This window comes from Nostoc sp. DSM 114159 (assembly GCF_053470285.1).
In genome coordinates this window covers 6,765,137-6,779,283 of record NZ_JBPFEH010000001.1, presented here as the reverse complement: position 1 = coordinate 6,779,283, position 14,147 = coordinate 6,765,137, and the positions used below count along the sequence as shown (strand labels likewise).

The following is a 14,147-nucleotide window of genomic DNA, read 5'->3' as shown; positions in this document are numbered from 1 at the left end:
TCATTTCTTACCTATGAATATGCAATCAATTTTTTGAGAAATTTATGTACAATCAACCTTCATCTAAGTTGAAACCGAGAGTTTTTTAATAAATATATTTTTATAGGTTGGATGGAGTGAAACGCAACCCAACATTGCCACCAAATTTTATGTTGGGTTACGCGATCGCTGCACCCAACCTACAAAAATACGGTTCTCAAGGTAGACGAGGTTTAATTTCATTTCAGCAGATATTTTGACTAGATGAAAGTAAAATTTTAAAAACTTAAAATTAAGTATAGACATCTAGTGAAATTAAATATAAGCGATCGCTTTGACCGTAAAGTTAAGAATGGTAAGGAAAATCTCTCTAAACCCATTAATCCCTTGAAAGTTAGCGTACCTGAAGCATCAGGGGAATGGCTTTTAGGTGTGAGTGCGATCGCTCTGTTATCCTTTGTAAGCAGTTTCAATCAAAAATAGCACCATAGATGAATTGCTTTACCACTAGCAATAACCAGGATTTTAAATCCATTGAGTATCAAAAGAGTCTTGTCCAGCACCATAAATTAAGTCGCCATACTCCTGCCAATGAGTTAGTTCCTGCTGCGAAAGTTGGGGTGAGTGCAGCACAGAAAGATTTTCCAGTAATTGCTGCCTATTTTTTGGGGCAGTAAGTGCCAGACGCACTGCCCGATGACTTAGTGCCATTCGGTAACAGTCTGCTGCTAGTGGTGGTTTTTGTTGCCAGTTGGGATGCCCCTTAAGTAATGACCCCCAACGAGTACAGGTAAACGCTACTACTGGAATACCTGTCTTTGAAGCACTGGGAAGAACATCTTCTTCAGCTTTTCGATGTGCCATATTATAGCGGAGCATCAGCACGTCAATGTGATGTGCTTCAATTAATTGTTTGGCAATGGGTAGGTTGTGAGTTGTGACTCCTACATAACGCACGAGTTTTTGCTCTTTCCAAGAATGCAGTTCGTCAAGCACCGCTTGAAGTTGACCTATGTCATCAGCAGGGGAAACATATTCAGCAAAAAATACATCCACTTGCGCGATATTTAAACGATGGCGCACACAGTCCAAGTAATTGCGTAAAGATTCTATATTCCGATTTTCACTACCTGTTGCTACCAAGGTCTGCTCGCGCTTTCCTACCAACAGAGATTTCAAGCCATCCAAGAAGTTTTCCGATTCCAAATTGTAAAAGAAAAAGTAATTGATCCCCGCTTCAAATGCCAATGAAACAGTTGCAGCATCTATCGATTGCCCTGCTAAACCAAGAATGCTTGCTGGCTGTCTGTGTATAGTTACTAACTCCACGTCAACGCTCCAATTCTCACTTTTACTCTATTACACCTTCATGATGTTAGTGAAAACTCAATGAATCTTAATTTTTAATCATCTCTTGGAACGATCGATCAAAATTGATTAACTTATGAAAAAAGGCAGTCAGGAGTATTGAATTAGGAGCTACAAATTGGAAACTACGCAATCATGTCACGGTTAAGTATATAGTAATTCCTAGTTACGTGAGGTATAGAAATAATGTTTTTAAACGCAGAGGAGCGCAGAGTCAAACGCAAAGGTACGCAGAGGCTTACCTAATTTTATTAGTGATTTACTCAGTACCTCAGCAGGTCGGGAAACGCTATAATAAAATATAAAATTCTTACTGTTGAATATTATTTTACAATGATATAAGCTAATATTCTCACTCTAGAATGTATATTTCAACCAAATAAAGTAATTGAGTTTTAAAACGCTTTAACTCATGCAGAACTCTAGTTGATATTGTCACATTCGTCAAGCGTTAAAAGAATCGCTCCATATTAATTTAAGACCTTTTGTGTGCAATGAAAAAGCCTGGATTTATTGAGCGTCATCACCTGTGGACAGAAATCCAAAAAGAAGCATCTGAAAAGATCCAAGCTGTTGTCAAAGAACGGGATCTATTGTTGATTCGTACCGCTTGGTCAGATCAGCATGGCATCGTTCGCAGCAAATGGCTCTTACCGCAGACATTTTTCAGCGCTTTAGAAAACGGTATGCAAATCAGCACAGGGACATTTTTGTTTGATACTGGTGGTGCAATAGTATTTAACCGTTTGTTCCTGGCGGTAGTTTAGATATGCCTTTGATGACAGGTGCACCAAATCTTGTGGCTGTTCCTGACCCTGATACCTTCAAAATTCTGCCTTGGGCAAAACGTACTGGCTTTATTCTCTGTGACGAGTATTTTCAAAATGGTCAGGTAATGCCCTTTTCCAGTCGCGGTATTTTGCGCCAATCATTAGTAGAGTTACATCAAAGAGGGTTGGAGCATATTGTCGGCTTAGAAGTTGAGTGGTATCTAGCAAAGTTAGAAGATCCGATGTTAGCGATCGCTAATGTTGGTACTTCTGGAAAACCTGGTGAACCTGCTAAAGTTAGCGCTGTAGAGCATAGTTTCCAATATCTTTTAGAATCCCACAATCCAGAGATTCACGACTTACTGCGCGTTTTAGCAGAAAACTTAGTTGAAATGGGATTGCCTTTAAGGAGTGTAGAAAACGAAGGAGGTGTCGGTCAATTTGAATTTACCTTTGACCCGATTCCGGCGTTGCAAGCTGCGGATACAATGATGATATTCCGCATGGCGACCAAGCAAATCTGCCGTCAACAAGGTTACATCGCCTCATTTATGTGTCGTCCAGGATTGCAAGGTTCTTCTTCCAATGGCTGGCATTTGCACCAATCCCTGGTAGACCGAACCACAGGCGAAAACGCTTTCATGTCTGCAAACTCTAAAACCCTAATGTCAGATTTAGGTAAACATTTCGTTGGTGGTCTTCTGAAACACGCCAATGCTGCTTCTGTGTTCACAACCCCGACAATTAACGGCTACAAAAGATTTAGACCTTATTCCCTAGCTCCCGATCGCGCCGGATGGGGATTGGAAAATCGAGGGGCAATGATTAGATTACAAGGTGGTTTTGATGACCCCACCACCCATATTGAAAACCGAGTTGGAGAACCAGCAGCCAATCCTTATCTGTATATGGCATCGCAATTGATTTCTGGGCTAGATGGTGTAGATCGTAAACTTGACCCTGGCTCTCCAACAGAGTCACCTTACGCCACAGAAAGTCCCACCTTACCCAAAAGTTTGCCAGAGGCGATTTCATATTTGAGCCAAAGCGAACTTTTTGCTCAAAAAATGGGGCAGCAGTTCATCAATTTCATCATTAAGATGAAACAGAGTGAAATTAATCGCTTTTTGCAGTCCGTTGCCGATCGGCTACCAGAAGAGTATTTAAAGCAGGTGACTAACTGGGAGCAAAGAGAATATTTTGAATTATTTTGAAGTGAATAAGCTAGTACTGTTTCACAATTGCGCCCCGTCCATACTTGCTGTAAGAAAAATTATTATATTTTTAACTTTATACAAGCATAATTACACAAAAGTAAATATTTATTAAAAAATAAATTAATACTTATTTTGGTAAGTCAAACCTCGGCAATTTCCGAGGTTGAGTTGATGTATAAACTCTTTTTTTGGCAAAAATATTAGTATGTATTATGTCATATAATACAGAAGATATTTAAGTTCAGTTTTTATAGGAGAAAGATTGTGTCTGAAAACAAACCAGAAAAGTTGAATTCACAAGCAGTACCATTCTTTGCTCGATTCTTGGAAGGGCAAAGCCTTGAAGACCTTTCTGATGAAGACTCAAAAGCGATTATCGGTGGTAAATGTAATAATGCCACAAACAAGAAAGATGATGAAATTGCAACAACTCTGAAGTATCCATCCGATCAAGAAGATGGCGCAGTAACTACTAAGAAGTATCCTTCTGATAGTGATGAATACGCTGTTACTCAGAAGTATCCTTCAGATGGTGATGACAGTTCGCCGTCTAAACCTGTATAGCTACATACTTTTGACTACATCAGAGATGCGGTTTTAAAACTATTGTCAGTATAAAAATACAGTTAGTGCCAACTTCGTCTAGGGGTTGGCTTCTCATTAAAATTAAGTTCACTTGTTTAAAATTTTGCTTTCTCAACAGTTAACAATAGTGAAAATGCAAAAACTAATAAAAATATTTTATGCACCTCGATCGTGATGTAGTTTTATTAATCACCCATAGTGGTGATTACTTTACAATAGATAGAGTTGCAGAAGCAGTATCAAAACTAGGCGCACAGCCGTTTCGTTTTGATACTGATAAGTTTCCGATCGCACTCCAACTCCAGGCTAATTTAAGTAACTCTGGTAGCAATCATACATTGATATATAACGATCGCTCCCTGAACACCGAGCAAGTGCAAGCAGTATGGATGCGGCGTATTTGGCAACCCGATCTCGGTCAAGAATTGGCTCCCCAATTTCAAGCAGTCTGTTCTAATGAATCACTCGCAGTCTTAGATGGCTTTTGGGACAGCCTCAGAGATGCTAAGTGGGTGGATGATTTATGCCGGATAAGTGCAGCTGAAAACAAGTTACGCCAACTGCGGGTTGCATCGGAAGTAGGTCTTGTCATACCTCGGACTCTCGTCACCAACAATCCTCAAGAAGCACGAGAATTTTTCCACCAAGTTAAGGGAAAAATGATTGTCAAGCTGCTCAGACCTCTTTCTTCTGGGATGCAAGCCTCCTCTTTTTTCATGTATACCAGCGCCGTTAAAGAAGAAGACTTACTTGATGCTGAAACACTGCGCTATTGTCCAGTTATGTTTCAAGAACAAATCCCGAAACAGCAAGAACTACGAGCAGTATATGTGAATGGCAATCTCTTTGTCGGGGCGCTAGATGCGTCTGAATATGCAGCATCTACCCAGGATTGGCGACGCGAGACAAAAAAGATTCTTACCTGGCAACCAGAGCAATTACCCGATCGACTAATCCGTTGTTTGGATGCCTTTATGGCTAAGTTTGGACTGATTTTTGGAGCGTTTGATTTAATTAAAACGCCATCCGGAGAATATGTTTTTTTAGAAATTAATCCTACAGGAGAGTGGGGGATGCTAGAGAGAGATTTAGACTATCCAATTGCTCAAGCGATCGCATCTGCACTACTTTCAACAAGTCCGAAGTAAAATGCTCTTATTTAAAAATCCCAAACCAACTGATAACTTCTATATTTATCTGTAGCGTACTTCATTCTCCATATTTGTAAATGACTGTTTTAATCATTACTCACAGCCAAGATAACGAAAGTATTCCTTTAGTTATTCAGGCAATTGAAGCCCAAGGAAAGAAAGCATTTCGTTTTGACACAGACCGATTTCCCACAGAAATGCAGTTAGATATTTACTATGGTAGTAGTCAGCGAGTGATTCTGAGTGTCGATGACCAGACATTAGATTTAAATGAAGTGTCAGCAGTTTGGTATCGGCGCATTGCAATTGGGTCAAAAATTCCCAACTCGATGGACAGGCAACTTAGAGAAGCCTCACTGAAAGAATCTCGCGTCAGCATTGAGGGAATGATTGCTAGTATCAGGGGCTTTCATCTTGACCCTCTGCCAAATATTCGCCGAGCCGAAAATAAGCAACTGCAATTAGAAATAGCAAGAGATATCGGTCTAGATACGCCTCGCACTCTGACCACAAATAATCCAATAGCAGTAAAGCAATTTGCCCAAGAGTGTCAGCAGGGAATGATTACCAAAATGCTGTCTTCTTTCGCTATTTATGATGAACAAGGGCGAGAAAAAGTTGTGTTTACAAATCCAATTTCATCAGAGGATCTAGACAACCTTGATGGCTTACGTTTCTGCCCAATGACATTTCAAGAGAAGATTCCCAAGGCATTGGAATTGCGGACAATTATTGTCGGTAAACGCGTACTAACGGCTGCGGTTGATTCTCAAGCTTTGGATAAGGCACGTTACGACTGGCGCAAACAGGGAATCGCCTTACTCGACGCTTGGGAATCATACACTTTGCCCGAAGATGTCGAAGAGAAATTGCTCAAACTCATGGCAGAATTTGGTTTAAATTATGGGGCGCTTGATATTATTTTGACTCCTGATGGTCGTCATGTATTCCTGGAAGTTAACCCAGTTGGCGAGTTCTTCTGGCTGGAACGCTGTCCTAGTTTACCGATTTCCCAGGCGATCGCTGAGGTTTTAACTAATTCACCTAATTGATTACAATTTCTCTTTAGCTGGTGTTGCAATACCGCGTTTAACTAGACCCGCTTCTAGTTCCTGAATGAATTTTAAGTCTTCCTCTAATAGAGGCTGGCTTTCGCTAGAAGAAAGATTTTTTTCCATAAAAGCAAATGCTTGCCGAAATTGACGCGGATTTGCTTTAATTAGCGATTCAAAGTGACAGGGAATAATCTGCTGAAAATCCCAACTTGCAACTGTATCAGCCCATTTGAGTACTTGGCTTGGTGCTTGAGGAAAAATGAGGATTTGCAAAATCGGTGCGACAAATGGTCGTCCCTGACCTCGTAGAGCGTCGAATGCCTGCTTCCAGTTTTCTTGCCAGCGAAAAGGAAATAAACCAAAGTATGTTTTTAGCGATCGCTCTGGTGCTTTGAGAGCATCACGAAACATCTGTCCGATTGAAGCAACTTCCAAAGCACTTGGACGGAAGTAAAGCGCAAACAGTGAAATGCGTTGCCATCCCTTGCGGCGGTTGTCTTCATTGTCCTCGATCGTCTCCCAGGCATTATCCCTGGCATGAAACAGTAAGGGATAAGGATCTAATTGGAGGATTTCTGGTGGGTCAACTGGCACAGAAAGTATAGAATCAGTTACAAGCAGAGTGCGCGATCGCTTGTGAAACAATGCAACTTCTGCAAAAGATCCTCGTCCCAAGTCGATGTCCAATATTGCATAGTCAAACTCCAGAGCGAAGGGAGCAAGGCTTGAGTCCTCTGGGAGTTCTTGAGTTCGTTTTTGGGGAAAACCTAGCCAACTAAGCGGCAAATTGAACGGAAAACTCCACTGGTGCGGGGCAACAAAGACTTGTGCTTGAGGAAAGCGACGAGCAAAGGGGCCAACGAAGACTTTATGCTCCAGACCAGAACTGGTTGGCAGTAAGATATACTTAACTTCACCGTGCTTTGCTACCAACTCATTAACCAAGCGAACACACTCAGTTGTGGGAGCAACGGGTGCATAAACCAGAAGTCCTCCGGCAGAGAGCTTGACGATAGTCATACGAATCGGCACGATGGTGTAGAGAATGCCGTGAAGCTGATCGAATGTCCAGATAGTGTCCTGAACTATTTCCTGACGAAGTGTCCGCCGCCTGCCGTAAGGGTAAACTGGGACAGCAGCCCAGAATGGCCATGACCAATCCTTGGGGTTGTTCAAAGGAGACATCCCTCGATCTTGTAGTTCAACTCTCGACTGAGATCCAAGTGAATTCATCGTCGTTTTATTGTCCTGGCGCGGGCCAGTTGTGAGAGTGCTGTAGTGGCTACAAGATTGGTATAGCACGCTTGTCCGGCGAGGGCAACTGGCTAGAATTGCAACTAGAAGGTATAGAATTTCAATTGGCGATCATTGCAAAACTCTTTTTGCAAGAGTGGGCAAAGGGGAAAGGTAAAAAGGAAAGGGTTTTTTCTTATCCCTTTCCCTTTTCCCGACAAATGCCAAGAAGTCTATTGAGTTCGACAAGGCATCATGAACCACCAGCTCGGTAATAAATACTACTAGAATTTCCATAGGAGGTAAAAATAATGCTACGAACGATTGAAGGAATTTATAGAAACGGCAAAATCGAACTAGCTGAAAAACCACAAGGTATTACTGAAAGCAAAGTCTTTGTTACTTTCTTAGAAACAAAGCCTATAACTTGGCCAGAAACTATTATGCAACATCAAGGTGTAGTAGAAAGTATTATTTTTGAGTCCTACCGAGACGAACTGCTACCACCTAACGAAATCGAGTTTTAATGATGGGTTATTTACTCGATACCTGCGTCATTAGTGATTTTGTCAAGGGAGAAAAAAATACTCTCAAGCTATTAAAGTCTACTACTCCCACAGATATTTTTATTTCTTCCTTAACAGTAATGGAGGTTAAGTACGGATTAGCAATCAATCCTCAACGTGCCTTAAAAATCCAATCATTGATTGAAGCATTGTTAGGTTCGATTACAATTTTACCTTTTGGTGTGGAAGAAGCAGAACAAGCTGCCCAAATTAGAAGTATTTTGAAAACAGCGGGTACTCCTATCGGTTCTTATGATGTATTGATCGCAGCAACAGCACTAACTCACAATCATATTGTTGTAACATCTAATGTTTGAGAATTTCAAAGAGTAAACGGCTTGCAAATAGAGAATTGGCGTTCTTCTTAAATTACATATCAATGTATTGGAAATGGGGCTTTAGGCTATTAATCGGATTTTTGGGGCTGTGGCTACTGTTGGATCTGGGTTCCCGTCTGGGAGCAGAAATTTTTTGGTTTCGGGAAGTCGGCTATCTTCAAGTATTTTTGTTGAGGCTACTGACCCGTGGTATTTTGTGGGTAGTTGTGGCTGGAATAACTGCTGCCTATCTACTGTTAAACCTGGCTTTAGCACAACGGCTAAAATATTCCCAGTCTGTAAAGATTGAGCAACCAGAATTCAACAGTGAATTAACAAGTTTTCTCAGTCCTAATTATCCAAGACGCAACGAAACCCGGATACTTGCGCCGCAACGCCCTCAAGCATTAAAATTGCACTGGTTATTACCCTTAACTCTGATATTGAGCTTGTTAATTGGGTTAATGCTGGCTCACTATGGTCAAATTGCTCTTTTCTACTGGCATTCTCCAGTCAATCAGGCTATTCTACCCGTTCCCGCTCTATTTCGACCAGAGACAATCTGGCAACTTTTGAAGCAGATTCTCTCTCAAGTCTGGTATCTCGGTTTAATTGGGGGAGTAGCGATCGCCATTTTAATCTATCCGCAATTTTTACTGACTGCGATCGCAATTCTCTCTAGTCCCATTTTTGCCTTCATCATCTTCCGACACTGGCCCAAGGTGCTGGAATATTTGCACCCTACCCTTTTCAACAGGACTGAGCCTTTATTTGGTCGAGATATCAGCTTTTACGTATTTTCTTTACCTTTTTGGGAACTGCTAGAACTCTGGCTGATGGGTTTATGTTTGTATGGCTTCGTCGCCGTTGCTCTCACTTATCTCTTGTCGGCGGATAGTTTGAGTCAGGGGATTTTCCCTGGTTTTTCACCCCAGCAGCAGCGTCATTTATTCGGTATGGGTGGCTTGTTGATGCTGGTAGTGGCTTTTAGTTATTGGCAAAGTCGCTATGAACTGGTGTATTCTAGCCGGGGAGTGAGTTATGGTGCTAGCTATACCGATGTCACAGCCCAGTTGCCAGCTTACACCGTTTTGTGCATTGTGGCAGTAGCGATCGCCTTTTACCTCCTTTGGCGAACGTTTTTCTGGAAACCCAAATCTCGGTATCCTCGCTTTGTCTTTTATGGGTTAGGGGTTTATTTAGTATTAGTTATAGCTGCTGATGTTGTCTTACCTACTGTGGTGCAATATTTAATTGTTCAACCTAATGAGTTGCAACGAGAGCAACCCTACATTCAGCGGACTATTGCCTTAACTCGCCAAGCATTCGATTTAGAGGCGATCGATTCTAGAAGCTTCAACCCGCAAGGAACACTGACTGAAGTTGATATTCAAAATAATGCCTCGACAATTCGCAATATTCGCCTTTGGGATGAGCGACCACTTTTAGAAACTAATCGTCAACTGCAACAAATTCGGCCGTATTATCGGTTCCCCGATGCCGATATCGATCGATATACTCTCAAAACAGATGAACCTTCACCTCGACCACCAGCCCCCCAAAAGCCGCCAGAACCTAAGCAAGAAGCCCTAGACTCAACAGAACGGCGGCAAGTATTGATTGCCGCGCGAGAATTAGACTACACTGCCGTACCACAGGAAGCTCAAACATGGGTTAATCGTCATTTAATTTATACCCACGGTTTCGGGTTTACTGTTAGTCCAGTTAATACAGTTGGGCCGGGTGGACTACCAGAATATTTTGTTAAAGATATTAGCGGTAATAGTAGCGCTCTCACAACTTCTAATGAAGCCGTTCGTGAAAGTATTCCCATTGGGCAACCCCGGATTTATTACGGTGAAATTACGAATACTTATGTAATGACTGGCACAAAAGTTAGAGAGCTAGACTACCCTAGCGGTAGTGATAATGTTTACAACTCTTATGAGGGTCTAGGTGGCGTTGAAATCGGTTCAATATGGCGACGGTGGCTATTTGCGATGTATTTGAAAGATTGGCAGATGGTGCTGACACGGGACTTTTTGCCAGAAACAAAAGTGCTACTGCGACGAAATGTCAAGGAAAGAATTCAAGCGATCGCCCCTTTTTTGAAATTTGACAGCGACCCCTATTTAGTTGCTGCTGCTGCTAATCAAGATTTTCCCAGCAATCCCAGTTATCTTTATTGGATTGTTGACGCTTACACAACGAGCGATCGCTATCCCTACTCAGACACTGGTAGCGATGGTATCAATTACATTCGCAATTCTATCAAAGTAGCGATCGATGCCTATCACGGCACTGTGAAGTTTTACATTGCCGATCGCAGCGATCCGATTATTGCTACTTGGTCAGCGATATTTCCCAATATGTTCAAACCGCTCAGTACAATGCCAGTCAATCTCCGCAGTCATACCCGATATCCGGAGGACTTTTTCAAAATTCAATCTGAGCGGTTGATGACTTACCACATGACCGACCCCCAAGTATTTTACAACCGGGAAGACCAGTGGCAGATTCCTAATGAAATCTATGGTAGTGAACCCCGTCCGGTAGAGCCGTATTATTTGATTACTAGTTTACCCACTGTAGACTTTGTTGGCGTTCGCGAAGGCTCTCGTAGAGAAGAATTTCTGCTGTTTTTACCTTATACTCCCAAACAGCGGACTAATTTAATCGCTTGGTTAGCGGCGCGATCGGATGGCAAAAACTACGGTAAGCTGCTGCTATATGTCTTTCCTAAAGAACGCCTGATTTACGGAACAGAGCAAATCGAGGCGCGGATTAACCAAGACCCAGTAATTTCTCAGCAAATTTCCTTATGGAATCGCCAGGGTTCGAGAGCGATTCAAGGTAATCTACTAGTAATTCCCATTCAGCAATCGCTGCTGTATGTCGAGCCAATCTATCTAGAAGCCACACAGAATAGTCTGCCAACCTTGGTACGAGTAGTAGTAGCTTATGAAAACCGGATTGTCATGGCGCAAACCTTAGAACAAGCATTGCAAGGAATCTTTAAACCAGAAGTTACACCAGCCCCGGCGATTATCCGTCCCTTTGAAGAAGCAGCCCCGCCCGGTTAAGTAGGGGCGCAAGGCTTTGCGCCCCTACAAATCTATAAATAATTTGGGATAATTTATTTTTGAGAAAAGAATGCAACAAATAGTTGTAGAGACGCGATGAATCGCGTCTTTACAAATGGATGTGTTGCAATCATTGACTGGAGGCAGAACCTCTAAATCAACGTGAGTGAGTTCGATGAACCTCTCCCGGACAGCCTCCTTCTTTGAAACCCAAAGGGAGGAGCAACGAAAAATTAAGCTTTTTGCTCCCCTCTCCGTGTCGGAGAGGGGTTGGGGGCAATACGGTTCGGTTAAAGGGGAAAGGGTAAAGGGGAAAGGAGAATAAAAAACCTTTAACCCTTACCCATTTCCCTTTTCCCCAAACCCTATTTTGAGTTCAAAATGCTTATCTGAACCGTATTGGGGTTGGGGGAGAGGTTAAATAAGACTTGTCGAATTCACGTTAAATCAGGCATTTCCATCCAGAGCATGGAATCTAATACTTTCAGATTTGACGCAATAAAAAACCCCACTAACTTATAGAAAGTGGAGCAATCAATGTTACAAATTTAGGAGTCACTCATCGTTAAAATCGCTATTTGTACTAGACTAGCGCAATTATTCTAAAGCTTTCTTCAGTTCGTCTTTAATATTTTCTACGGTGTGATCGATTTGGGCTTCAGCTTGCTTTGCTTGCCCTTCAGTTTTATCTTGTGGATTACCTGTGACTTCACCCACAATCTCTTGAATTTTTCCTTCAATATTTTTTGCAGTCGCTTCTATTCTCTTTTCGACACTCATGGTTTTTATCTCCAGCTTGTAGTTGATTTAGAGAACTCCAAAGATAACAAGACTTACGCAACTGGCATATTATTTTCAGTTCGTAGTGTTCGCGCACTTGTACTGAGCAAAGCCGAAGTAGCGTCTCGAACGCGAGTGCGTCTCTGAAAGAGAAGAGAGGATTTTAGTTTTCAAAATAAGGGCTAAAACCCTTACTGCAAACTACAAATCCGATTTTTTTGTGACACTTGCGAAGTCCTAAGTCCTAAATAAATTACTACTTGCAAAGTGGCACGAAAAGCCCGCCCATTTCACGGGACGGGCAAGACGCTCACCCTACAGTAATAAAATATTGCTTATCTTATTACTTGTAAGTCCCTAAAGCTATTAGATAATTTAACAACTGTGTATTGTTTTTTACTTCCATCAACGGAGAGAATATTTTGGTAAATTATATCATCTTAAGATAGATGCTGGTCAGTACTGTAGCAGATAATACAAACATGAAAATCTGATAAATAAAATTTATATATATTAAAAAAATAACTTTTTCGCAGATAAATGAACTATAAATTAAAACAAAATTTCAATAAAAGGAAAATAAAGGAGTGCCAACGAACAGTCAAAAAAATGTTTGGAAGAATGAGATTAATGACATCATTCGAGGTGCTTGTGGAGGTTTTTTGTTTGGCATACCCTTGCTGTACACAATGGAGGTTTGGTGGATTGGATCGCTGGCAAAAGCACAATTTCTCATGACGGCAATCGCATTAATGTTTATTGTGGTTTACTTGCTCAATTACACAGAAGGCTTTCGGAAACGCAGATATACAGGCCTCGCTCATCAAGCCGTAATGGATACCGTAGAAGCGATCGCGATCGGCATAGCTTGTTCTACCTTTGTGCTATTACTATTGCAAGAATTGACACCAGAAACCTCCCTAAAAGAATCTTTAGGTAAAATTATCTTTGAAAGTGTGCCGTTCGCTCTCGGTGTAGCATTAGCGAATCAGTTTTTGGGAGAGACTGAAAACAGCAATGGAAAAGGACAAGGAAGCGATCGCGAAAATAACACAACCAAGAACAAAGGTGATGAGTTACAAGCCACTTTTGTAGATGTGGGTGGAACCCTGATTGGTGCAACCATAATTGCATTTAACATCGCTCCCACTGATGAAGTTCCTATGCTAGCAGCCGCAACCTCTCCACTTTGGGAGTTGGCAATGATCGCCGCATCTTTGCTGATTTCTTATGGCATTGTATTTCAGGCAGGTTTTTCTAACCAGCAAAAACGTAAAGAGCAAAAGGGAATTTTTCAACGACCATCGAGCGAAACTATTATGTCCTACTTAGTATCATTGCTAGCAGGCGCTTTTATGCTGTGGTTCTTTCAAAAATTAACTTTTAGCGACCCCTGGACAATGTGGTTGGATCATACATTGATACTGGGTTTACCCGCAACCATTGGTGGTGCAGCCGGAAGGTTAGCAATATGAGTAAAACAGAACAACCAAAGCGCTCAATAGCTGAGTGGATAACATTTAGCATCGCCTCATTCATCTTAGCAATCATTGTGATTCTAGTAGGCTACACTTGGCTGAACGAAAAAAATCAACCTCCGATCCTTTCTGTCACTAAAAAACAAACAATTCGAGAAATTAATGGCCAGTTTTATGTTCCTTTTGAAGTTGTAAATAGTGGAGGAGATACAGCTGAGTCAGTTCAGATTATGGCTGAGTTAATGATTGACGGCAAAGTTACAGAAACAGGAGAGCAACAAATTGACTTTTTATCTAGTGGGGAAAGCGAAGAAGGCGCGTTTATATTCAGCCATAACCCGCGCCAAGGTCAGTTAAATCTACGTGTTGGTAGTTATAAATTGCCATAGGGGACTGATATTATGTCCGGTTAAAGACCGCTCTAGGGGCTGGCACAACTATTTTGCTACCAGACCAGTCCTAGTTTTTGCAACACAACCGAAATCCCACCGCCCGTCGTTAGTCTGCTGGAGAAAGTCTACACTGGCACTCGTAGAATAGTCGTTGTTATTTCATTGTTTTATAT

15 protein-coding genes are annotated in these 14,147 nt (G+C 41.6%); 12 read left to right on the top strand and 3 right to left on the bottom strand.

Features of this window, described 5'->3' with window-relative positions; genetic code table 11:
- The first annotated feature begins 116 nt into the window (after positions 1–116).
- Positions 117–239 (top strand): hypothetical protein, encoded by a 123-nt coding sequence (locus ACR5KR_RS28665; protein WP_448268861.1) that lies wholly within the window; start codon positions 117–119, stop codon positions 237–239.
- 49 nt (positions 240–288) lie between these two features.
- Positions 289–462: a hypothetical protein gene (locus ACR5KR_RS28660; RefSeq protein WP_448268860.1), complete on the top strand. Its 174-nt coding sequence runs from the start codon at positions 289–291 to the stop codon at positions 460–462.
- A gap of 42 nt (positions 463–504) precedes the next feature.
- Here the strand turns inward: ACR5KR_RS28660 and ACR5KR_RS28655 are convergent, their stop codons facing one another.
- Positions 505–1,308, bottom strand: coding sequence for an aldo/keto reductase (locus ACR5KR_RS28655; RefSeq protein WP_448268858.1), 804 nt, complete (start codon positions 1,306–1,308; stop codon positions 505–507).
- Positions 1,309–1,841: 533 nt separating this feature from the next.
- Between ACR5KR_RS28655 and ACR5KR_RS28650 the strand changes: the two genes are divergently transcribed.
- The 5 genes from ACR5KR_RS28650 to ACR5KR_RS28630 all read left to right on the top strand — a co-directional run bounded on the left by ACR5KR_RS28650 (position 1,842) and on the right by ACR5KR_RS28630 (position 6,122).
- Positions 1,842–2,114 (top strand): hypothetical protein, encoded by a 273-nt coding sequence (locus ACR5KR_RS28650; protein ID WP_448268857.1) that lies wholly within the window; start codon positions 1,842–1,844, stop codon positions 2,112–2,114.
- A gap of 11 nt (positions 2,115–2,125) precedes the next feature.
- A complete protein-coding gene (locus ACR5KR_RS28645; protein WP_448268855.1) occupies positions 2,126–3,331 on the top strand; it encodes a glutamine synthetase family protein in 1,206 nt (401 codons plus the stop codon).
- 267 nt (positions 3,332–3,598) lie between these two features.
- Entirely contained in the window at positions 3,599–3,898 is a 300-nt protein-coding gene (locus tag ACR5KR_RS28640; protein ID WP_448268854.1) for a microviridin/marinostatin family tricyclic proteinase inhibitor, read from the top strand.
- A gap of 179 nt (positions 3,899–4,077) precedes the next feature.
- Positions 4,078–5,067 (top strand): MvdC family ATP-grasp ribosomal peptide maturase, encoded by a 990-nt coding sequence (locus ACR5KR_RS28635; protein WP_448268853.1) that lies wholly within the window; start codon positions 4,078–4,080, stop codon positions 5,065–5,067.
- A gap of 80 nt (positions 5,068–5,147) precedes the next feature.
- The gene (locus tag ACR5KR_RS28630; RefSeq protein WP_448268852.1) at positions 5,148–6,122 is read left to right on the top strand and encodes an MvdD family ATP-grasp ribosomal peptide maturase; all 975 of its coding nucleotides are present in this window, start codon (positions 5,148–5,150) and stop codon (positions 6,120–6,122) included.
- On the opposite strand, the gene ACR5KR_RS28625 is transcribed toward ACR5KR_RS28630, so the two are convergent.
- The gene (locus tag ACR5KR_RS28625) at positions 6,123–7,358 is read right to left on the bottom strand and encodes a DUF4336 domain-containing protein (RefSeq protein WP_448268851.1); all 1,236 of its coding nucleotides are present in this window, start codon (positions 7,356–7,358) and stop codon (positions 6,123–6,125) included.
- Positions 7,359–7,669: 311 nt separating this feature from the next.
- Between ACR5KR_RS28625 and ACR5KR_RS28620 the strand changes: the two genes are divergently transcribed.
- From ACR5KR_RS28620 to ACR5KR_RS28610, 3 genes are all read left to right on the top strand, one after another.
- Positions 7,670–7,885, top strand: coding sequence for a hypothetical protein (locus ACR5KR_RS28620; RefSeq protein WP_448268850.1), 216 nt, complete (start codon positions 7,670–7,672; stop codon positions 7,883–7,885).
- Between the two features lie 2 nt (positions 7,886–7,887).
- A complete protein-coding gene (locus tag ACR5KR_RS28615; RefSeq protein WP_448270365.1) occupies positions 7,888–8,241 on the top strand; it encodes a PIN domain-containing protein in 354 nt (117 codons plus the stop codon).
- Positions 8,242–8,303: 62 nt separating this feature from the next.
- Positions 8,304–11,324, top strand: coding sequence for a UPF0182 family protein (locus ACR5KR_RS28610; protein ID WP_448268849.1), 3,021 nt, complete (start codon positions 8,304–8,306; stop codon positions 11,322–11,324).
- A gap of 597 nt (positions 11,325–11,921) precedes the next feature.
- On the opposite strand, the gene ACR5KR_RS28605 is transcribed toward ACR5KR_RS28610, so the two are convergent.
- Entirely contained in the window at positions 11,922–12,104 is a 183-nt protein-coding gene (locus ACR5KR_RS28605) for a CsbD family protein (RefSeq protein ID WP_322693288.1), read from the bottom strand.
- Positions 12,105–12,691: 587 nt separating this feature from the next.
- Here ACR5KR_RS28605 and ACR5KR_RS28600 point away from each other — a divergent pair.
- Both ACR5KR_RS28600 and ACR5KR_RS28595 read left to right on the top strand, forming a co-directional pair.
- Positions 12,692–13,579 carry a TIGR02587 family membrane protein gene (locus ACR5KR_RS28600; protein WP_445628598.1) on the top strand — a complete coding sequence of 296 codons (888 nt, stop codon included), beginning with the start codon at positions 12,692–12,694 and terminating at the stop codon, positions 13,577–13,579.
- Positions 13,576–13,971, top strand: coding sequence for a TIGR02588 family protein (locus ACR5KR_RS28595; RefSeq protein ID WP_448268847.1), 396 nt, complete (start codon positions 13,576–13,578; stop codon positions 13,969–13,971). The genes ACR5KR_RS28600 and ACR5KR_RS28595 overlap by 4 nt, the downstream gene beginning before the upstream one ends.
- Positions 13,972–14,147 lie beyond the last annotated feature (176 nt).

What these genes read in the sequence shown, in the direction of transcription:
- ACR5KR_RS28650 (WP_448268857.1), top strand. Translation starts at nt 1,842, where the DNA reads ATGAAAAAGCCTGGATTTATTGAGCGTCATCACCTGTGGACAGAAATC.
- ACR5KR_RS28645 (WP_448268855.1), top strand. Translation starts at nt 2,126, where the DNA reads ATGACAGGTGCACCAAATCTTGTGGCTGTTCCTGACCCTGATACCTTC.
- ACR5KR_RS28635 (WP_448268853.1), top strand. Translation starts at nt 4,078, where the DNA reads ATGCACCTCGATCGTGATGTAGTTTTATTAATCACCCATAGTGGTGAT.
- ACR5KR_RS28630 (WP_448268852.1), top strand. Translation starts at nt 5,148, where the DNA reads ATGACTGTTTTAATCATTACTCACAGCCAAGATAACGAAAGTATTCCT.
- ACR5KR_RS28625 (WP_448268851.1), bottom strand. Translation starts at nt 7,358, where the DNA reads ATGAATTCACTTGGATCTCAGTCGAGAGTTGAACTACAAGATCGAGGG.
- ACR5KR_RS28620 (WP_448268850.1), top strand. Translation starts at nt 7,670, where the DNA reads ATGCTACGAACGATTGAAGGAATTTATAGAAACGGCAAAATCGAACTA.
- ACR5KR_RS28615 (WP_448270365.1), top strand. Translation starts at nt 7,888, where the DNA reads ATGGGTTATTTACTCGATACCTGCGTCATTAGTGATTTTGTCAAGGGA.
- ACR5KR_RS28610 (WP_448268849.1), top strand. Translation starts at nt 8,304, where the DNA reads ATGTATTGGAAATGGGGCTTTAGGCTATTAATCGGATTTTTGGGGCTG.
- ACR5KR_RS28605 (WP_322693288.1), bottom strand. Translation starts at nt 12,104, where the DNA reads ATGAGTGTCGAAAAGAGAATAGAAGCGACTGCAAAAAATATTGAAGGA.
- ACR5KR_RS28595 (WP_448268847.1), top strand. Translation starts at nt 13,576, where the DNA reads ATGAGTAAAACAGAACAACCAAAGCGCTCAATAGCTGAGTGGATAACA.